Source organism: Actinokineospora guangxiensis, from assembly GCF_042657845.1.
GTDB classification, from domain to species: Bacteria; Actinomycetota; Actinomycetes; order Mycobacteriales; family Pseudonocardiaceae; genus Actinokineospora; species Actinokineospora guangxiensis.
Map to the genome: position 1 here is coordinate 58564 of NZ_JBHSKF010000005.1, position 18005 is coordinate 76568.

General features: G+C 72.8%; 17 protein-coding genes, 1 pseudogene and 2 riboswitches. Of the genes and pseudogenes, 9 read left to right on the plus strand and 9 right to left on the minus strand.

Features of this window, described 5'->3' with window-relative positions:
* Positions 1-10: 10 nt before the first annotated feature.
* Positions 11-114: riboswitch (glycine riboswitch) on the plus strand.
* A riboswitch (glycine riboswitch) is annotated at positions 115-229 on the plus strand. It begins immediately after the preceding riboswitch.
* Between the two features lie 60 nt (positions 230-289).
* Positions 290-3169, plus strand: coding sequence for an aminomethyl-transferring glycine dehydrogenase (gene gcvP / locus ACFPM7_RS12670; RefSeq protein ID WP_378247352.1), 2880 nt, complete (start codon positions 290-292; stop codon positions 3167-3169).
* 129 nt (positions 3170-3298) lie between these two features.
* The gene (locus tag ACFPM7_RS12675) at positions 3299-3667 is read left to right on the plus strand and encodes a hypothetical protein (protein WP_378247354.1); all 369 of its coding nucleotides are present in this window, start codon (positions 3299-3301) and stop codon (positions 3665-3667) included.
* Between the two features lie 78 nt (positions 3668-3745).
* On the opposite strand, the gene ACFPM7_RS12680 is transcribed toward ACFPM7_RS12675, so the two are convergent.
* Positions 3746-3937 (minus strand): S1 RNA-binding domain-containing protein, encoded by a 192-nt coding sequence (locus ACFPM7_RS12680; protein ID WP_378247356.1) that lies wholly within the window; start codon positions 3935-3937, stop codon positions 3746-3748.
* A gap of 242 nt (positions 3938-4179) precedes the next feature.
* On the opposite strand from ACFPM7_RS12680, the gene ACFPM7_RS12685 reads away from it, so the two are divergent.
* Entirely contained in the window at positions 4180-5001 is an 822-nt protein-coding gene (locus tag ACFPM7_RS12685) for an aldo/keto reductase (protein WP_378247358.1), read from the plus strand.
* A gap of 54 nt (positions 5002-5055) precedes the next feature.
* Here the strand turns inward: ACFPM7_RS12685 and ACFPM7_RS12690 are convergent, their stop codons facing one another.
* From ACFPM7_RS12690 to ACFPM7_RS12705, 4 genes are read right to left on the minus strand one after another with little or no spacing between them, the layout of a single operon-like run.
* On the minus strand, positions 5056-5529 hold the full coding sequence (locus ACFPM7_RS12690; RefSeq protein ID WP_378247360.1) for a SecDF P1 head subdomain-containing protein: 474 nt from the start codon (positions 5527-5529) through the stop codon (positions 5056-5058).
* A gap of 9 nt (positions 5530-5538) precedes the next feature.
* Positions 5539-6411 (minus strand): 3-methyladenine DNA glycosylase, encoded by an 873-nt coding sequence (locus ACFPM7_RS12695; RefSeq protein ID WP_378247362.1) that lies wholly within the window; start codon positions 6409-6411, stop codon positions 5539-5541.
* Positions 6395-7429: a hemolysin family protein gene (locus ACFPM7_RS12700; RefSeq protein ID WP_378247364.1), complete on the minus strand. Its 1035-nt coding sequence runs from the start codon at positions 7427-7429 to the stop codon at positions 6395-6397. The genes ACFPM7_RS12695 and ACFPM7_RS12700 overlap by 17 nt, the downstream gene beginning before the upstream one ends.
* Complete coding sequence (locus ACFPM7_RS12705) at positions 7426-8742, minus strand: hemolysin family protein (RefSeq protein WP_378247366.1); 1317 nt, start codon at positions 8740-8742, stop codon at positions 7426-7428. Before ACFPM7_RS12705 ends, ACFPM7_RS12700 begins: the two co-directional genes overlap by 4 nt.
* 201 nt (positions 8743-8943) lie before the next feature.
* On the opposite strand from ACFPM7_RS12705, the gene ACFPM7_RS12710 reads away from it, so the two are divergent.
* Positions 8944-9381 carry a hypothetical protein gene (locus ACFPM7_RS12710; RefSeq protein WP_378247368.1) on the plus strand — a complete coding sequence of 146 codons (438 nt, stop codon included), beginning with the start codon at positions 8944-8946 and terminating at the stop codon, positions 9379-9381.
* A gap of 15 nt (positions 9382-9396) precedes the next feature.
* The gene (locus tag ACFPM7_RS12715) at positions 9397-9582 is read left to right on the plus strand and encodes a phosphotransferase-like protein (RefSeq protein WP_378247370.1); all 186 of its coding nucleotides are present in this window, start codon (positions 9397-9399) and stop codon (positions 9580-9582) included.
* Here ACFPM7_RS12715 and ACFPM7_RS12720 read toward each other — a convergent pair.
* Together ACFPM7_RS12720 and ACFPM7_RS12725 are read right to left on the minus strand one after the other, a co-directional pair.
* On the minus strand, positions 9573-10724 hold the full coding sequence (locus ACFPM7_RS12720; protein ID WP_378247372.1) for an MFS transporter: 1152 nt from the start codon (positions 10722-10724) through the stop codon (positions 9573-9575). The genes ACFPM7_RS12715 and ACFPM7_RS12720 overlap by 10 nt on opposite strands.
* Positions 10724-11314 carry a TetR/AcrR family transcriptional regulator gene (locus ACFPM7_RS12725; RefSeq protein ID WP_378247374.1) on the minus strand — a complete coding sequence of 197 codons (591 nt, stop codon included), beginning with the start codon at positions 11312-11314 and terminating at the stop codon, positions 10724-10726. The genes ACFPM7_RS12720 and ACFPM7_RS12725 overlap by 1 nt, the downstream gene beginning before the upstream one ends.
* A gap of 152 nt (positions 11315-11466) precedes the next feature.
* Between ACFPM7_RS12725 and ACFPM7_RS12730 the strand changes: the two genes are divergently transcribed.
* From ACFPM7_RS12730 to egtD, 4 genes and pseudogenes are all read left to right on the plus strand, one after another.
* Entirely contained in the window at positions 11467-12699 is a 1233-nt protein-coding gene (locus tag ACFPM7_RS12730; protein WP_378247376.1) for a glutamate-cysteine ligase family protein, read from the plus strand.
* Positions 12696-14030 carry an ergothioneine biosynthesis protein EgtB gene (gene egtB / locus ACFPM7_RS12735; RefSeq protein ID WP_378247378.1) on the plus strand — a complete coding sequence of 445 codons (1335 nt, stop codon included), beginning with the start codon at positions 12696-12698 and terminating at the stop codon, positions 14028-14030. Before ACFPM7_RS12730 ends, egtB begins: the two co-directional genes overlap by 4 nt.
* A 3-nt stretch (positions 14031-14033) precedes the next feature.
* Positions 14034-14741: pseudogene (gene egtC / locus ACFPM7_RS12740) on the plus strand (ergothioneine biosynthesis protein EgtC); the annotation flags it as partial.
* Positions 14742-14792: 51 nt separating this feature from the next.
* Positions 14793-15761, plus strand: a complete 969-nt coding sequence (gene egtD / locus ACFPM7_RS12745; protein WP_378247980.1) for an L-histidine N(alpha)-methyltransferase — start codon at positions 14793-14795, stop codon at positions 15759-15761.
* A 49-nt stretch (positions 15762-15810) separates the two neighbouring features.
* Here the strand turns inward: egtD and ACFPM7_RS12750 are convergent, their stop codons facing one another.
* Both ACFPM7_RS12750 and ACFPM7_RS12755 read right to left on the minus strand, forming a co-directional pair.
* On the minus strand, positions 15811-17157 hold the full coding sequence (locus ACFPM7_RS12750) for a glycoside hydrolase family 10 protein (RefSeq protein WP_378247380.1): 1347 nt from the start codon (positions 17155-17157) through the stop codon (positions 15811-15813).
* A gap of 122 nt (positions 17158-17279) precedes the next feature.
* A complete protein-coding gene (locus tag ACFPM7_RS12755) occupies positions 17280-17996 on the minus strand; it encodes a sulfite exporter TauE/SafE family protein (protein WP_378247382.1) in 717 nt (238 codons plus the stop codon).
* Between the last annotated feature and the right edge of the window lie 9 nt (positions 17997-18005).

Here is an 18005-nt window from a genome sequence, read left to right on the forward strand (position 1 = left end):
TCCTGTCGCTTAATCCCGCGCGGGAGAGTCCGACCGGCCCAACCAGGTCAGGTCGGCGCCGAAGGAGCAAATCCTCCCCGGAACCTCTCAGGCACCCAGGACCGCGCGGGGGAGACACCTCTGGAAAGCGGGCAGCCGGGCACCCCCGGTCCGCCCCGCCGAAGGTGCAAGTCCGCCGCGGCGGACGAAGCTCTCAGGCGCCCGCACGGGCACGGACAGAGGGGGAGGGCCAACGCTGGACGAGCCCCGTCCAGCAGGCCCGCCCCGGACTGTCCCTGAGGAGCACGCCATGACGAGCGACCGCATCCCCCTCGCCGCGCTGGAGCGCGGGACCCCGTTCGCCGACCGGCACATCGGCCCCCGGCCCGCCGAGCTCGTCCGCATCCTCGACACCGTCGGCGTCGGGTCGCTGGACGAACTGGCCGCCCGCGCCATCCCGGCCGCCATCCGCGAGGACGGCCTGCGCCTGGACCTGCCCGACCCGGCCACCGAGACCGAGGCGCTCGCCGAGCTGCGCGCCCTCGCCGAGAGCAACCGCTCGCTCGCGCCGATGATCGGGCTCGGCTACTACGGCACCGTCACCCCGCCGGTCATCCGCCGCAACGTGCTGGAGAGCCCGGCCTGGTACACCGCCTACACGCCGTACCAGCCCGAGATCAGCCAGGGCCGCCTCGAAGCGCTCATCAACTTCCAGACCATGGTCGCCGAGCTGGTCGGCCTGCCGACGGCCAACGCGTCCATGCTGGACGAAGCCACCGCCGCCGCCGAGGCGATGACGCTGCTGCGCCGCGGCGGGCGGTCCACGTCGAACCGGTTCGTCGTGGACGCCGACACCTTCCCGCAGACGCTCGCGGTCATCGCCACCCGCGCCGAGCCGCTGGGCATCGACCTCGTCGTCGCCGACCTGACCGACGGCCTGCCGGACGGCGAGTTCTTCGGCGTCCTGCTGTCCTACCCCGGCGCGTCCGGCGCGGTGGTCGACCACGAGCCGCTGATCGCCGAGGCCAAGTCCCGCGGCGCGAAGGTCGCCGTCACCGCCGACCTGCTCGCCCTGACGCTGCTGCGCCCGCCGGGCGAGATCGGTGCGGACGTCGTCGTCGGCACCACCCAGCGCTTCGGCGTGCCGATGGGCTTCGGCGGCCCGCACGCCGGCTACATGGCCGTCGCCGCCGGGCTGGAGCGCCAGCTGCCCGGCCGCCTCGTCGGGGTGTCCACCGACGCCGACGGCAACCTGGCCTACCGCCTCGCGCTGCAGACCCGCGAGCAGCACATCCGCCGCGAGAAGGCCACCTCCAACATCTGCACCGCGCAGGTGCTGCTGGCCGTCGTCGCCTCCATGTACGCCGTCTACCACGGCCCCGAGGGCCTCAAGGGCATCGCGACCCGCGTGCACCGCATGGCCGCGGTGCTGGCGGGCGGGCTGCGCGCCGGTGACGTCGAGGTCGTGCACGAGCGCTTCTTCGACACCGTGACCGCCCGCGTCCCCGGCCGCGCCGCCGACGTGGTGGCCCGCGCCCGCGAGCTGGAGGTCAACCTGCGCCTGGTCGACGCCGACCACGTCGGCATCGCCGCGGGCGAGACCACCACCATCGCCCACCTGCGCGCGGTGTGGGCGGCCTTCGGGCTCGACGCCGAGGGCTACGACGTCACCGCCCTGGACACCGCCACCGGCGACGCCGTTCCCGCGTCCCTGGTGCGCACCAGCGCCTACCTGACCCACCCCGTGTTCACCGCGCACCGCTCGGAGACGGCGCTGATGCGCTACCTGCGCGCGCTGTCGGACAAGGACGTCGCGCTGGACCGCAGCATGATCCCGCTGGGCTCCTGCACGATGAAGCTCAACGCGACCGCCGAGATGGAGCCCATCACCTGGCCGGGCTTCGCCGAGCTGCACCCGTTCGCGCCCGTGGCGGACGCGCCCGGGATGCTGCGCGTCATCCACGACCTGGAGGACTGGCTGGCGACCGTCACCGGCTACGACGCGGTCAGCATCCAGCCGAACGCGGGCAGCCAGGGCGAGTTCGCCGGGCTGCTGGCGATCCGCGCCTACCACCGCTCGCAGGGCCACGGCGAGCGCGACGTCTGCCTGATCCCGTCGAGCGCGCACGGGACCAACGCCGCCAGCGCGGTGATGGCGGGCATGCGGGTCGTCGTGGTCAAGTGCGACGACCGGGGCAACATCGACATGGCCCACCTGCGGTCCACAGTCGAGGCCCACCGCGACGACCTCGCGGCCATCATGATCACCTATCCGTCGACGCACGGGGTGTACGAGGACACCGTCCGCGAGGTGTGCGGGCTGGTGCACGACGCGGGCGGCCAGGTCTACGTCGACGGCGCCAACCTCAACGCGCTGATCGGCCTGGCCCGCTACGGCAAGTTCGGCTCGGATGTCTCGCACCTGAACCTGCACAAGACCTTCTGCATCCCGCACGGCGGCGGCGGCCCCGGCGTCGGCCCGATCGGTGTCCGCGCGCACCTGGCGCCGTTCCTGCCCAACCACCCGCTGCAGCCCACCGCGGGCCCGGAGACCGGTGTCGGCCCGATCAGCGCCGCCCCGTGGGGCAGCGCGTCGATCCTGCCGATCTCCTGGGCGTACGTGCGGATGATGGGCCCGGAGGGCCTCAAGCGGGCCACCATGACCGCGGTCGCCGCGGCCAACTACGTCGCCCGCAGGCTGGACGAGCACTTCCCGGTGCTCTACACCGGCGAGGGCGGCTTCGTCGCCCACGAGTGCATCCTCGACCTGCGCCCGATGACGAAGGCCACCGGCATCACCGTGGACGACGTCGCCAAGCGGCTGGCCGACTACGGCATCCACGCGCCCACGATGAGCTTCCCGGTCGCGGGCACGCTGATGGTCGAGCCCACCGAGAGCGAGGACCTGGCCGAGCTGGACCGCTTCTGCGCCGCGATGATCTCCATCAAGTCCGAAGTGGACAAGGTCGCGGCCGGGGTCTGGCCCAAGGACGACAACCCGCTGGTCAACGCCCCGCACACCGCGGCGTGCATCGCGGCCAAGTGGGAGCACGTCTACACCCGCGAGGAGGCGGCCTTCCCGACCGGCTCGTCGGCGGGCAAGGTGTGGGTCCCGGTGCGCCGCATCGATGGGGCCAAGGGAGACCGCAACCTGGTCTGCTCCTGCCCCCCGCTCGACGCCTACGCGTGAGCCGGGAGCGCTGACCCGGATTAGGACAAAGAGGTGACAGATCGCCGTCGTCGGTGATCAACAGTGTGATCCCGCGCTACGGTCGCGGTCCGCGAGCAGAGCACCCCGCCCGGTGAGAGGACCGCGACCATGGGCAAACGCGTGCACAACCAGCTCTCGACGCCGGGCTCGATCCACGGGCCCGTGCTGATGGCGGGCGGGAGGATCACCGTCCACGGCGACGTCTCAGGTGGTCGTGCCCGCAGCGGTCCGGACATCGGCGCGTCGGCGAGGAAGATCAAAGCCCTGCTCGACGCGCACCCCGGGTCGGTGCCCGGCAGGCGCATGGTCGGCCTGGCCCTGGACAGCCTCGCCGACGCCGCCGACGACGACGACCACGCCGAGGTCGGCGAACTGTGGTCCGAGCTGGGCCCGCGCCTGTCGGAGCTGGCGCGCACGATGGCGGGGCTGGCCGCGATCGAGCCGCTCGTCGAGGCCATCTCCGACGGCCTCGCCTAGCCGGGAAACCGTTCTGCGCCTAGGGTTGGACGAGCCCGGGCCTCCGGCAGTGTACGGCTGCCGGAGACCCGGGTCCTCTCACACCGTGGTCAGGCTGAAGCGCCGAGTCTCCGCGTCGGAGTGCAGCACCCGCACCTCGACCCGCGCGCCGACCTCGACGGTCTCGCCGTGCAGCAGACCGTGCGCGCCCTGCGGGTGCTCGATGAAGGTGCCGAACGGCTCCACCTGGACGGCGGTGCCGACGAAGACATCGCCTTCGTGGGGGATCATGTGTTTCACCTCCCTTCCCCGTGGTGTCCGATGACGACACTCACCGTGGGCGGGAGGGGCCCTGATCACGTCAGGGCCGGGAAACCGTTCCGTGCGCGGCCACAGGCCAACCCGGCAGTCATGGCCGGAACCGTATCGGACGGCCGGTGCGCGGCGCAATCCCGCCTTCGTGGGGAACGTTTCGCCGCCTGCCCCTGTTGGTACCCGAAGACGGAAGGCCACCCACCCCGCGAAGGACGACCATGCCTGTTCCGAACGTCACCCTCAACGACGGCAGCACCATCCCCCAACTGGGCTTCGGCACCTGGCAGATCCCGGACGCGGAGGTCGGCGCCGCCGTCGGCACCGCCCTGGAGGCGGGCTACCGCGCCATCGACACGGCGGCGGCGTACCAGAACGAGGTGGGCACCGGCCGCGCCATCGCCGAGTCCGGCATCCCCCGCGCCGACGTCCACGTCACCACCAAGCTGTGGAACAGCGACCAGGGCTACGACACCACCCTGCGCGCCTTCGACGCCAGCCTCGACCGCCTGGGCATGGACTACGTCGACCTGTACCTGATCCACTGGCCCACCCCGAAGCGCGCCCTGTACGTCGACACCTGGCGCGCTTTCGAGAAACTCCGCGCCGACGGCCGAGCCCGCTCGATCGGCGTCTCCAACTTCCACCAGTCCCACCTGGAACACCTCCTCGCCGAAACCGACGTCGTCCCGGCGGTCAACCAGATCGAACTGCACCCCAACCTGCCCCAGTCGGACCTGCGCGCCTTCAACGCCACCCACGACATCGCCACCCAAGCCTGGTCCCCCCTGGCCAGCGGCGGCCTGCTCACCAACCCCGCCGTGGCCGAGATCGCCACCCGCCTGGAGCGCACCCCCGCCCAGGTGATCCTGCGCTGGCACCTGCAGCTGGGCGCCATCGTCATCCCCAAGTCGGTGACCCCGGACCGCATCAGGTCCAACTTCGCCGTCACCGACTTCACCCTGTCCGACGACGACATCACCCAGCTGTCCACTCTGGAGAACGGCAAGCGCACCGGCCCCAACCCGGACACGTTCATCTAGACAGGGGACGGTGGTGGCAGCTCGCGCCGTCACCACCGCTCCCGTGCTCGCACCTCACCCGCCGGCGATCGCCTCGGCCAGCTCCTCGGCTTCTTCGCGGGTGTGGTTGCCCGCGATCTGCACGGTCCCGCCGGTGATGGCCGACTGGATGACGGGCGCGGTCACCACCTCGCCGTCGACCACGATCGCCAGTTGCGACCCGGTGTTCTCGGCCGTCCACCGCTCGAACACCGCCGCGTCCTCGGCGGTCAGATCGATCGTGACGACCCACGTCCCCTGCGGGTCCACCTCCGCCCGGACATCGTCGAACCGGGTGAAATCCCCGATCCCCGCCGCGAGCCGGTAAGCGACCCCATCCCCGTCCACCAGCACATCCGGCGGTGACGCCCGTCCGCCGGGAACAACCTCCTCCACCGGCCGGAACTGCACATCCACCCGAGCGGTCACCGGCCCACTCCCCGGGACGGGCTCTCCCGGCACCGTGCACGCGCTCAAGGCCAAGACCAGCAGCACAACCGCTCGGATCATGACCGCAGTCTACGAGCCCGCGGCGAGCAACGAGTCGCACAGCGCGATGATCCCCCGCCGCAGCGGCTCGGCCCGCCGGGCGAACCCGGCCTGGGCCCGCACGTAGTCCGCCCGTCCCCGCTCGGTCTCGATCCGCACCGGCGAGTACCCCAGCCCCGCCAGGTCGTACGGACTCGCCCGCATGTCCAGCTCCCGCACGTCGGCGGCCAAGGCGAAGCACTCGGCGGTCAGCTCCGAGGGTGTGTACGGCTCCAACTTGTAGGCCCACTTGAACAGATCCATGTTCGCGTGCAGGCACCCCGGCTGCTCAACCTCCACCTGGGACTCACGCGTGGGCGAGAGCGTGTTCAGCGGAACCGCGTCCGCCGTGAAGAACCGGAACGCGTCGAAGTGGCCGCACTGGATCGGTCGGGACTCCACCACGGCGTCCGTCCCTTCCGGACCCAGTCGCAGCGGCAGGGCGTGCCTGGTCTCCCGGTCGCGGTACACCATCGCCCACTCGTGCAGGCCGAAGCAGCTCAGCCGAGGCGGTCGGGACAGCGTGGCCGACAGCAGGGAGCGGACGAACGCGGCCGTGCGCAGCCGCCCGTCCGGCACCGCCGGCGACACCGCCACCCCGCCGTCCACCGCCACGTACCCCGACCAGCCCAGGTACTCCCGCGCCGACTCCCCGGCCAGCACCACCCCCGGCCCGGGGTGCCACCGCTCCAGCCGCGCGGGCCGGTGCGAGTAGTAGGTGAACAGGAAGTCCAGCACGGGGTGCTTCTCCCCGAGCCGCCGCCGCCGCACGTGCGGCTCGGTCCACCGCCGCACGAACGCCACGTGGGCGTCCCGCCGCGCGTGCCAGACCTCCTCGCCCAGCACCTCAGTCACCGCGGACATGCGTCCCGTCCCGCACCCGCCCGACGTACTCCTCAACCAGGTCCTCCAACGCCACCACCCCCACGACCCCCCGCTCGCCGACCACCTTCCCCACATGGCTGTGCGCGCGCCGCAACACCGCCAGCGCGTCCTCCAACCGGGCGCCGGAGGCGACTTCAGGCAGATCACGCACCCGCACCTCGGTGGCGGGGTCCGCGTCAACGTGGTCCAGCACATCCTTGACGTGCACGTACCCATCAAGGGAACCGTCCGCGCGCCGCACCGGGAACCGGGAGAAGCCGGTCTCGGCGACCGCGGCGGCGATGTCGCCGACGGTCGCCGGGTGCGGAACCATCGTCAACCGCCCCGTCGGGACCATCACCTCGGCCACCGTGCGCCGCGCCGAGGACAGGGTCTGGGTGAGCCTGCGGTGCTCGGAGTCGTCCAGCAGGCCCTCGCGGCGGGACTCGGCGATGAGGGTCGCCAGTTCCTCGTGGGTGTAGGCGTTCTCGACCTCGTCCTTGGGCTCCACGCCGCCCCGGCGCAGCAGCCAGGTGGAGATCGCGGTGAACAGCGCCAGCAGCGGGCCCACCATGCGGCAGAACGCGTAGTGCGCGGGCACCATCGCCATCGCCGCGCGTTCCGGGCCGGCGATGGCCAGGTTCTTCGGCACCATCTCGCCGATCACCGTGTGCAGGGTGACGACGATGCCCAGCGCCACCGCGAACGCGACGCCGTGCACGACGGCCGTGGGCATGCCGAGCGCGCCCAGCGGGCCCTCCAGCAGGTGTGCGATCACCGGCTCGGACAGCGCGCCCAGGCCCAGCGAGCAGACCGTGATGCCCAGCTGCGCGCCCGCGATCAGCAGCGGCAGCCGCTTGCCCGCCTCGATGACCGACGCCGCCCTGCGGTGGCCGTCGCGGGCCAGCGCCGCCAGCCGGTCGTGGCGGGCGGTGATGATGGCGAACTCGGCGCCGACGAAGAAGCCGTTGCCCAGCAGCAGGAGCAGGGTCGCGGCGAGGGCCAGGACGTCGGTCACGCCTGCACCGCCTTGGCCAGGCGCAGCTCGGCGACGCGGTGGCGGTCCATGCGCAGCACCGTGACCAGCCAGCCGTCGACGCTGACCTCGTCGTTGACCGCGGGGATGCGGCCGAGGCGGGTGACCACCATGCCCGCGACCGTCTCGTACTCGCCCTCGGGCATCGCGAAACCGGTCGCCTCGGCCAGCTCGTCGTCGCGCAGCAGGCCCGAGACCAGCCAGCTCTCCCGGCCCAGCCTGCGCACCGGCGCGACCTCGCCGCGGTCGTGCTCGTCGCGCACGTCGCCGACGATCTCCTCGACCAGGTCCTCCAGCGTCACCAGGCCCGCGGTGCCGCCGTACTCGTCGACGACGATCGCCACCTGCAGCCCGGTGCCGCGCAGCCGCTCCATCAGCGCGTCGCCGTCGAGGGTCTCCGGCACGGTCAGCACCGGCCGCGCCAGCGACCCGACCCTGGTGGTGGCCCGCTGCCCGGCGGGCACGGCGAACACCTGCTTGACGTGCACGATGCCGCGAACCTCGTCCAGGTCGCCGCCGTGCACCGGGAAGCGGGAGTGCCCGGAGGCGCGGGAGAGCTCGATCAGCTCGGGCACCGAGGCGTCGGCGCGCAGCGCCCGCACCCGCACCCTCGGCGTCATCAGCTCGCCCGCCACCCGGTCGCCGAAGTCCAGCGACCGGCTCAGCAGCGCCGCGGTCTCGGTGTCGAGGGTGCCGAGCGCGGCGCTGGAGCGGACGAGGCCGCCCAGCTCCTGCGCCGAGCGCGCCGAGCGCAGTTCCTCCTGCGGCTCGACGCCGAGCCTGCGCACCGTCCAGTTGGCGGCGCTGTTGAGGACGTGGATCAGCGGCCGGAACACCGCGGTGAACGCCATCTGCGGGATGGTGACCGCCCGCGCGGTCGGCAGCGGGCGGGCGATCGCCAGGTTCTTCGGCACCAGTTCGCCGAAGACCATCGACAGCGACGTCGCCAGCGTCAGCGCCACGATCAGCGCCACCGGGCTCGCCACCGACTCGGCCAGGCCCACCGCGGTGAACAGCGGCTCGATCAACTCGGCGATCGCGGGCTCGGCGATGTAGCCGGTCACCAGCGTGGTGATCGTGATCCCCAGCTGCGCGCCGGAGAGCTGGAAGGACAGCGTGCGGTGCGCCTTGTGGATCGCCAGCGCCCGCCGGTCGCCCACGACGGCGGCGTGCTGGTCGACCTGCGAGCGCTCCAGTGTGGTCAGCGAGAACTCGGCGGCGACGAACAGCGCCGTGCCCGCGGTGAGGACGGTCACCGCCAGCAGGCCGAGCACGCTGAGCAGGACTCCGGTCACCGAGCACCACGCTCGGCTTCCGGGCTGGTATGGCAGCCGGGACTCTCTCCCGGCTCGCTACTGCGACCGGGGGACTGCGCCTCGCCCATGTCGGGGGTCACTCCTCGCAGGGATGGGGACTAGCCCGCACATCCTAAGGCGTACGGGTGACGCGGTGTCGTCTTCCCGGCAGTCCGCCGCCAGGAGTGGTAAACGGTTTACATGCGCCTGACCCTCGAACCGGTCGACGCTCCGGACGACGCTCGACGGGCGGTGCTGGAGCACCGGACCCACCGCCTCGCCGAACCCGCCCCGGACCTGGGCAGCCACCTCCTGCACCTCGTCACCGTCCTGCACCCGGCGCCCGCCGCCCGCCTGCTGGTCGAGATCGCCCAGTGCTCGACGCCGGTCCACGTGGCGGGCGAGCTGACCGCGCACGTGGAGGAGGCCCCGTTCCCGGCGACCGCGCTGGGCGGCAGGCACGACGAGCACGGCGAGTGGGAGTGGGCGCTGGTGCTGACCGGGCTGCCGCTGGAGCGCGGCGGCTGCCGGGTCCGCGTCAGCGGCCACGGCCTCGCCGAGTGCCTGGACTACCGCCTCGTCCCGTTGGACGCCTACTGGGCGGGCCGCACGGACCTCATCGGCTCGGCGTCGGATTGACGGCGGCGAGCTGACATGGCGGTGGCGTTCCTCAACGGCACGTCGAGCGTGGGCAAGACCACGCTGGCCAGGGCGATCCAGGAGGAGAGCGCCACCCCGTTGCTCTACTGGGGCATCGACGCGCTGTTCGCGACCGGCCCGGCGAAGTGGGGCGGTGGCCGCGACGGACCGCTCAGCCGCGACGGCCTCTTCTACGACTGATTGGTCCGATCTCGCCCTGCCAGCCAGCCCAGTCCCGCCGCCGCCAGCTGTGTCCCCGCCACCACGGCGATCGCCGCCGCCGGCCCGGCCGAAGGCACCAGCCACCCGCCGACAGCCGCGCCGACGGCGAACCCGCCGACCTTCAGACTCGCCCCCGTCGTCGCCACCTGGGCCAGCAGTTCCGGCGGGCTGTGGCGCTGCCGGGTCGCCATGATGCCCGGCAGCGCGAGGCCTTCGACCGTCCCTGCCACCAGCGCCAACCCGAGCAGCACCACCAGCGACCCGGCCAGCGGCCAGGTCAGCATCGCCACCCCGTAGGCGGCGGTGCACCCGTACACGACGAGTTCCACCCGGCGCCCGCCGAGCCGTCGCCCCAGCAGCAGCGTCGCCGCCAGGCAGCCGACCTCCAGGGCCGCCCACACCAGGCCCGCCGCGCTCGTGCCCGCGCCCAGCTCCGCGGTGCGCAGCGGCAGCGCCGTCGCCAGGATGCCCACCGAGCCCAGGCTCAGCACCGAGGTCAGGGTCGCGCCGCGCAGCGGGGGAGTGCGGGCCAGGTGGCGCAGGCCGGCGCGCACGGTCGCCAGCAGCCCCTCCCGCTCGCGCTCGACCGGAGGCACCGGCGGCAGCAGGCCGGTCAGCGCCGCGCCCGCCAGCGCCAGGCCGACGATCACCAGGACGGCCGCGTCCGGGGAGACCGCCGCCACCGCGCCCGCCGCCGCCGGACCGGCGATCGCGGCGAAGTTGAACACCGAGGCGTCCAGGGCGTTGGCCTTGGGCAGGGCGTCGGCGGAGGCCAGGTGCGGCACCAGGCTGGAGTAGCCGCCCGAGGTCAGCGGCAGGGCCACGCCGGTCAGCGCCGCCAGCGCGAACGCCACCCACGTGCCCGCGGTCGCCAGGATTCCCGCGCACGCGCCCGCCAGCAGGACCCCGCCGAAGGCCAGCACCGATCGCCGGTAGCGCGAGCGGTCCAGCCACGCGCCCAGCAGTGGGCCCGACAGCACCGACGGCAGCGTGTACGCCGTCACCATCGCGCCCGCCATCGCGGGCGAGCCGGTCCGGTCCAGCACCAGCAGCACGACCGCCACGCCGACCATCTCGTCGGCGACCCGCGCGCAGCCCGCCGCCGCCACGAACGCGCGCATCAGCCTGCCCGGCGATGCCTCCGCACCGACTCCTCGACCAGGTCCAGGACCGGGCCGAGATCGTCGGCGGGAAGGCCCATGGCCAGGTGCGAGACCAGGCCCTCCAAGACCAGTTCCAGGAACGCGGTCAGCACCGCGACGTCGATGTCGTCGCGCAGGTTGCCCGCCTCGCGCTGGCGCAGCAGGCGCTCGCGGGTGGCGACGGTCAGCTGGTTGGAGCGCTCGGCCCAGCGGGAGCGGAACTCCGGGTCGGTGCGCAGCCGCCGCGACACCTCCAGCCGGGTGCCCAGCCAGTCCGCGGGGCCGTCGCCGTTGCCGGGGGGAGCCGCGAGCAGGTCGCGCATCACCTGCACCAGGCCCTGTTCGGCGACCACGTCGGTCATCCGCAGGACGTCGTCCTCGGCGAGGGCCAGGAACAGCGACTCCTTGTCGCGGAAGTGGTGGAAGATCGCGCCGCGGGAGAGCTTCGTGGCCTCCTCCAGCCTGCGCACGGTCGCTCCTTCGTAGCCGTGGCGGGCGAAGCAGGAGCGGGCCCCGTCGAGGATCTGGCGGCGGCGCGCGTCGAGATGGTCCTGGCTCACCCGTGGCATGGGGCGATCGTGGCAGCCCACTGGGAAAGAAGCAATCCGTACGTACGTATTGCGGGTCACCCCCGCTCGCGCTTCCTGCGGCTGTCAGATCTCGCGTGTAGCTTCGAGAACGACCGCGAAGCGGTGATGCTACGGCACGAGAGGACTTGCACGTGACCGCACTCCGCAAATCCGTCGAACCGGACGGGCAGCGGCTGCGGGCCCGAGTCGAAGCCGAGGCCTACGTGGCCTCCGTCTGCTTCAAGCACGGGCCGCCGCGGCTCACCGGCGTCGAGCTGGAATGGACCGTCCACCACCGCGACGATCCCCGGCGACGGCTCGACCTGGCCACCCTGGCCGCCGCGCTGGGCGACCACTCCCCGCCGACCCTTCGCCCCGACAGCCCCCACAACAGCCTTCCCGCGGGCTCGATGGTCACCCTGGAACCGGGTGGCCAGGTCGAGATCTCCTCCCAGCCCGCAGCGGACTTCGGCACGCTGATCGATGCGGTCACCGCCGACCACCGCACCCTCGTCCACCTCCTCGACGAGGTCGGGCTCGCCCTCGGAGACCGAGGCGCCGACCCGTTCCGCACCCCGGCCCGGCTGCTCCACACCCCCCGCTACGCGGCGATGGAGCGGGCGTTCACCCCGGTCGGACCCCACGGCATCACGATGATGGCCGCCACGGCGGGCCTGCAGGTCTGCCTCGACGTCGGCGAGGCCGACGACGTCGCCCCGCGCTGGGCGGCGATCAACTCCCTCGGCCCGGTCTTCGTCGCCCTGTTCGCCAACTCCCCGGTGCTGGCCGGGGCGGACACCGGCTGGGCGTCGGCCAGGACGCGGGCGGTGCTGGGCGTCGACCCGGTCCGCAGCAGACCGGTGCCCATCACCGGCGATCCGGTGGGCGCCTGGGTCGACTACGTCATGGCCGCTCCGCTGCTGTGCGTGCGCGGCGCGGGCGACTGCTGGGACGCCCCACCGGGCGTCACCTTCGCCGACTGGGTCGACGGAGCCCTGCCCGGGCCCCCGACGGCCGACGACCTCGACTACCACATCAGCACCCTCTTCCCGCCCGTGCGCCCGCACGGCTACCTGGAGGTGCGCTACCTCGACGCCCAGCAGGGCGACTGGGTCACCCCGGCCGCGCTGCTGGCCGCGCTGATGTCCGCGCGCACCACGGTGCGATCCGTGGTGGACGCGTGCGCGGACGTGGCCGACCGCTGGTTGGCCGCGGCCGAGTTCGGCCTGGCCGACGCCCCCACCGCGGCCGCCGCGCGCACCGTCATCGACCTCGGCCTCGGCGCGCTGCCCGCGCTCGGCCTGCCCCCGGGCGCCGCCGCGGCCGTGACCGCGCGCCTGTCCCGCACCGCCGATCGACTCACCACCACTGGGAGGCCGGCATGACCAGCCTGGACCTGACCGGATCGGAAAGCACCGAAGCCAACCGCCTGCGCTCCCGCGTCGCGGCGGAGCTGCGCCGCTCGCGGGAGCGCAGCACCGCGCTCACCGACGCCGTGGACGACGACGACCTGGTGCGCCAGCACTCCAAGCTCATGTCGCCGCTGGTGTGGGACCTCGCCCACATCGGCAACCAGGAGGAGCTGTGGCTGGTGCGCGACGTCGGCGGGCGCGAGCCTGTCCGCAGCGACATCGATGAGCTCTACGACGCCTTCCAGCACTCCCGGGCCAGTCGCCCGTCGCTGCCGCTGCTCAAGCCCGCCGAGGCGCGCGGCTACGTCAGCCAGGTGCGCGAGAAGGTGCTCGACGTGCTGGAGTCGACCGAGCTGAGCGGGCGCAGGCTGGTGGAGAACGCCTTCGCCTTCGGCATGATCGTGCAGCACGAGCAGCAGCACGCCGAGACCATGCTGGCCACCCACCAGCTGCGCACGGGCGGACCGGTGCTGCACGCGCCGGAGCCGCCGCCCGCCGCGCCGCTGCCCGCGCGCGAGGTCCTCGTCCCCGGCGGGCCGTTCACCATGGGCACCTCGACCGAGCCGTGGGCGCTGGACAACGAGGGCCCCGCCTTCGCCGTCGACCTCGCGCCGTACTGGATCGACGCGGTCCCGGTCAGCAACGGCGACTACCTCGCCTTCATCGACGCGGGCGGCTACGACGACCAGCGCTGGTGGTCGGAAGCGGGCTGGGCGCACCGCACCGCCGCCTCGCTGCGCGCGCCGCGGTTCTGGGAGCGCGACGGCGACCGCTGGCTGCGCACCCGCTTCGGCGTCGTGGAGCCGGTCCCGCCGGACGAGCCGGTGGTGCACGTCTGCTTCCACGAGGCGGCCGCCTACGCGAGGTGGGCGGGCAAACGCTTGCCGACCGAGGCCGAGTGGGAGAAGGCCGCCCGCTGGGACCCGGCGAGCGGGCGCTCGCGCCGCTTTCCCTGGGGCGACGACGATCCCGGCCCGCTGCACGCCAACCTCGGTCAGCGCCACCTGCGCCCGGCCCCGGTCGGCGCGTACCCCGACGGCGAGTCGCCGCTGGGCGTGCGGCAGCTGATGGGCGAGGTGTGGGAGTGGTGCGACTCGGACTTCCTGCCCTACCCCGGGTTCGCCGCGTTCCCGTACCGCGAGTACTCGGAGGTGTTCTTCCGCGGCGACTACAAGATGCTGCGCGGCGGCTCCTTCGGCACCGACGCCTCGGCCGTGCGCGGCACCTTCCGCAACTGGGATCACCCGATCCGGCGGCAGATCTTCGCCGGGTTCCGCTGCGCCCGCGACGCGGACGGGTCCTGACCCGTGTGCCGCCACCTGGGGTACCTGGGCCCCGCCGTGCCCTTGTCCCGGCTGCTGCTCGACCCGCCGTCCGGGCTGCTCCGGCAGTCCTGGGCGCCGGTCGACATGCGTCAGGGCGGCACGGTCAACGCCGACGGCTTCGGCGTCGGCTGGCACTGCCCGTCGGGCGTGGTCCGCTACCGCCGCGCGGTTCCGATGTGGACGGACGCGTCGTTCGCCTCGGTGGCCGCGGCGACCGAGAGCGGGTCGGTGCTGGCCGCCGTGCGCTCGGCGACGGTCGGCATGCCCGTCGTGGAGACCGCCTGCGCGCCTTTCACCGAGGGCGATTGGCTGTTCAGCCACAACGGCGTCGTCACCGGCTGGCCGCACAGCGTCGCCGACCTCGCCGCCGGGCTGCCCGCCGCCGACCTGATGACCATCGACGCCCCCACCGACAGCGCGTTCCTCTGGCTGCTGGTGCGCGGGCGGCTGCGCGCGGGCGCCGGCCTGGACGAGGCGCTGGCCGCCGTCGTCGCCGACGTCGTGGCCCGCGCGCCCGACTCCCGCCTCACCCTCCTGCTCAGCGACGGCCGCACGCTGGCCGCGACGACCTGGTGGCACTCCCTGTCCGCGCTGCGCACCGACGACTCCGTCGTGCTGGCCTCGGAACCGTGGGACGACGCGCCCGGGTGGGAGCCGCTGGGCGACCGCCTGCTGGTGACCGCCACCCTCGACCCCCATCCCGACGTGCGCGTCCGCGCGCTGACCCCGGAAGGCACCCCCGTGCGCCCCACCGTGGACATCCACCTGCCCGCCGACCACGCCGCCCGCGGCCTCGCCGCCGACGTGCGCGCCGGTCTCACGGCATCCCCGAAGTCCCTGCCGCCCAAGTGGTTCTACGACGCCAGGGGCAGCGAGCTGTTCGACGCCATCACCCGCCTGCCCGAGTACTACCCCACCCGCGCCGAGGCGGCGATCCTGCGCGAGCGGGCCGCCGAGATCGCCGAGGCCAGCGGCGCGCACACCCTGGTCGAGCTGGGGTCGGGCTCCTCGGAGAAGACGCGGCTGCTGCTGGACGCGCTGCGCGACGGCGGGCTGCTCAAGCGGATCGTGGCGCTGGACGTCTCGGAGTCGGCGCTGCGCGAGGCGACGGCCGCGCTCGGCGAGGAGTACCCGCTCGCCCAGGTGCACGGGGTGGTCGGCGACTTCACCGAGCACCTGTCGCTGGTGCCCGGCGAGCCGCCGCGCATGGTGGCCTTCCTCGGCGGCACCATCGGCAACCTGCTGCCCGAGGAGCGCGCCAAGTTCCTCGGCTCGCTGCGCGGCACGCTGATGCCGGGGGAGTGGCTGCTGATGGGCACCGACCTGGTCAAGGACGAGGAGACCCTGGTCCGCGCCTACGACGACGCAGCGGGCGTCACCGCCGAGTTCAACCGCAATGTCCTGCACGTCATCAACCGCGAGCTGGGCGCGGACTTCGACGTCGAGGCCTTCGAGCACGTCGCGGTGTGGGACGCCGAGCGGGAGTGGATCGAGATGCGGCTGCGCGCGAGGAGCGCCCAGCGGGTGAGCGTCCCCGCGCTGGGCCTGGCGGTCGAGTTCGCCGAGGGCGAGGAGATGCGCACCGAGGTCTCGGCGAAGTTCCGCCGCGACGGCGTCACCGAGGAGCTGACAGCCGCGGGCTTCACCGTGCACCGCTGGTGGACCGACCCGGAGAACCGCTTCGCCCTCTCCCTGGCCCGCGCGGAGTGAGCACGCGGACGGGGCCGCCGCGACACTGCGGCGACCCCGTCCGCGCTGACTAGGCGACCCGGCAGCTGACCCGGGGCGTCGAGGTGTTCCCGCCGTGCATGACGGTGAACCCGAAGTTGTTGCCGCTGCCGTTGGGCCGCACGGTCGCGACCATCCCGGAGGAGTCCCAGCTGAACTGGGCGCTCCAGGTCGCGCTCATGCGCTGCGGACTGCTCAGCGTCACCGTGACGATCCAGTTGTTCGAGCCCGTCACCGCGACCCGACCGTTGAAGCGGTCGGGCCAGCTCTCGGCGGGGGAGTAGGTCGCGGTGCAGCCGCCACCGCCGGGCGGGGGCGTCGTGGTGGTGGTCGGCGGGTTGGTCGAGCTGCCGCCCAGCGCGGCGAGGACCGCGTGGTAGGCGGCCTTCTTGTTGCCGCCGCCGTCGAAGAGCAGCGGGGTGCCGGAGGCGCGCCAGGAGTCGGTGTCGCGGATGCCCCACACGGTGATACCGGTGCAGCGGGCCACGGCCAGGCAGGCCTGGGTGACGCCGCGGTACTGCTCGGCCTGCGAAGTGCCCGAGCCCTCGATGTCCAGCTCGGTGATCTGGACGTCGACGCCGAGGTCGGCGAAGTTCTGCAGCGTCGTGTGGTAGTTGTTGGGCACCGGGTTGCCGCTGTTGAAGTGGGCCTGGAAGCCGACGCAGTCGATGGGCACGCCGCGGGACTTGAAGTCCTGCACCATGCGGTAGACGGCCTGGGTCTTGGCGTGCTGCCAGTTGTCGGTGTTGTAGTCGTTGTAGCAGAGCTTGGCGCCCGGGTCGGCCGCGCGGGCGGCGCGGAAGGCGGCCTCGATCCAGTCGTTGCCGGTGCGCTGGAGGTTGGAGTCGCGGCGCGCGCCGGAGCTGCCGTCGGCGAACGCCTCGTTGACCACATCCCAGGAGTGGATCTTGCCGCGGTAGTAGGTGGCGACCCTGGTGACGTGGTTGAGCATGGCGTTGCGCAGCGTGCTGCCGCTCATGTTCTGCATCCAGCCCGGCTGCTGGGAATGCCAGGCCAGGGTGTGCCCGCGCACCTTCTTCCCCTGGTTGATCGCGTGGTTCACGATCCGGTCGGCATTGGTGTAGACGAACTGGTTCTGGTTCGGCTCCAGCGCGTCGATCTTCATCTCGTTCTCGGCGGTCACCGAGTCGAACTCGCGGTTCAGGATGCCCACGTAGGTCGAGTCGGACAGCCTGTTCGCCGCCACCGCCGTCCCGAAGTAGCGTCCCTTCTCCTGGGCGGCCCCGGCCAGCGTGGTGGCCGCCTGCGCCGCGGGCGCCGTCAGCAGCGCCACCGCGGTGGAAGCCACCGCGGTCACCGCTCCCGCCACCACCGCGTTCCGAAAGACTTTCGCCCGAGGGCTGGATACTGTGCGCATCGTTGCGCCCCTTTCCGTTGGCGAAAGGGAGTATGCGGTGGAAATCAACGAAACTTCAAACCTTTCCGGTTCCGAATAGTTTCGATCTGCGCGCGGATTATCGAAACTGAGTCCGAAATGGATTAAAGAATGCTGCGGCCGATAAGCACCAGCGCGCTGGCCCCCGCCACCCCGAGCACCGCGACCCGCAGCCGCGGCCCGGCCAGCAGGTCCCGCAGCGGGCCTGACACCAGGTACCCGACCGCGATGAACGGCAGCAGCATCGCCCCCGCCACCAGGTGCTCACCGCGCACCTGCCCGGCCACCGCCAACGTCACCACCGACGACACCGAAGCCACCAGGAAGAACGCGTTCAACGTCGCCCGCACCGCCGGCCCCGACTCGTTCTGGTACAGCAACGCCATCGGCGGCCCCCCGATCGCCGACACCGTCCCGAACGCCCCAGAGGCCGTCCCCGCCACCACCAGCCCCGGCCGCGTCACCCTCGGCCGCCACGTCAGGACCGACAGCACCACGCACAGCAGCACGGTCGCCCCGATGACCAGGTTGAACCCGGAGACCGGCAGCAGCGCCAGCGCCAGCACCCCGAGCAGGTTCCCCGGCACCCGCCCCACCATCGCCCACCCGACCCCGTGCCACTGCACCGCCCGCAGCTCCCGCAGTGCGTAGGCGCCCGCCAGGAAGCACGCGATGAGCAGGATGGGCACCGGCACGAACACCGGGTCCAGCAACGCCAGCAACGGTCCGGCGATGAGGTTGAGCCCGTAGCCGACAGCACCTTGGACCACGGCACCGATGAGGACGATTCCGCCTGCCGCCAGCAGGACTGTCCAGGACATGCGCGACCT

What these genes read in the sequence shown, in the direction of transcription:
- gcvP (WP_378247352.1), top strand. Translation starts at nt 290, where the DNA reads ATGACGAGCGACCGCATCCCCCTCGCCGCGCTGGAGCGCGGGACCCCG.
- ACFPM7_RS12675 (WP_378247354.1), top strand. Translation starts at nt 3,299, where the DNA reads ATGGGCAAACGCGTGCACAACCAGCTCTCGACGCCGGGCTCGATCCAC.
- ACFPM7_RS12680 (WP_378247356.1), bottom strand. Translation starts at nt 3,937, where the DNA reads ATGATCCCCCACGAAGGCGATGTCTTCGTCGGCACCGCCGTCCAGGTG.
- ACFPM7_RS12685 (WP_378247358.1), top strand. Translation starts at nt 4,180, where the DNA reads ATGCCTGTTCCGAACGTCACCCTCAACGACGGCAGCACCATCCCCCAA.
- ACFPM7_RS12690 (WP_378247360.1), bottom strand. Translation starts at nt 5,529, where the DNA reads ATGATCCGAGCGGTTGTGCTGCTGGTCTTGGCCTTGAGCGCGTGCACG.
- ACFPM7_RS12695 (WP_378247362.1), bottom strand. Translation starts at nt 6,411, where the DNA reads ATGTCCGCGGTGACTGAGGTGCTGGGCGAGGAGGTCTGGCACGCGCGG.
- ACFPM7_RS12710 (WP_378247368.1), top strand. Translation starts at nt 8,944, where the DNA reads ATGCGCCTGACCCTCGAACCGGTCGACGCTCCGGACGACGCTCGACGG.
- ACFPM7_RS12715 (WP_378247370.1), top strand. Translation starts at nt 9,397, where the DNA reads ATGGCGGTGGCGTTCCTCAACGGCACGTCGAGCGTGGGCAAGACCACG.
- ACFPM7_RS12720 (WP_378247372.1), bottom strand. Translation starts at nt 10,724, where the DNA reads ATGCGCGCGTTCGTGGCGGCGGCGGGCTGCGCGCGGGTCGCCGACGAG.
- ACFPM7_RS12725 (WP_378247374.1), bottom strand. Translation starts at nt 11,314, where the DNA reads ATGCCACGGGTGAGCCAGGACCATCTCGACGCGCGCCGCCGCCAGATC.
- egtB (WP_378247378.1), top strand. Translation starts at nt 12,696, where the DNA reads ATGACCAGCCTGGACCTGACCGGATCGGAAAGCACCGAAGCCAACCGC.
- ACFPM7_RS12750 (WP_378247380.1), bottom strand. Translation starts at nt 17,157, where the DNA reads ATGCGCACAGTATCCAGCCCTCGGGCGAAAGTCTTTCGGAACGCGGTG.
- ACFPM7_RS12755 (WP_378247382.1), bottom strand. Translation starts at nt 17,996, where the DNA reads ATGTCCTGGACAGTCCTGCTGGCGGCAGGCGGAATCGTCCTCATCGGT.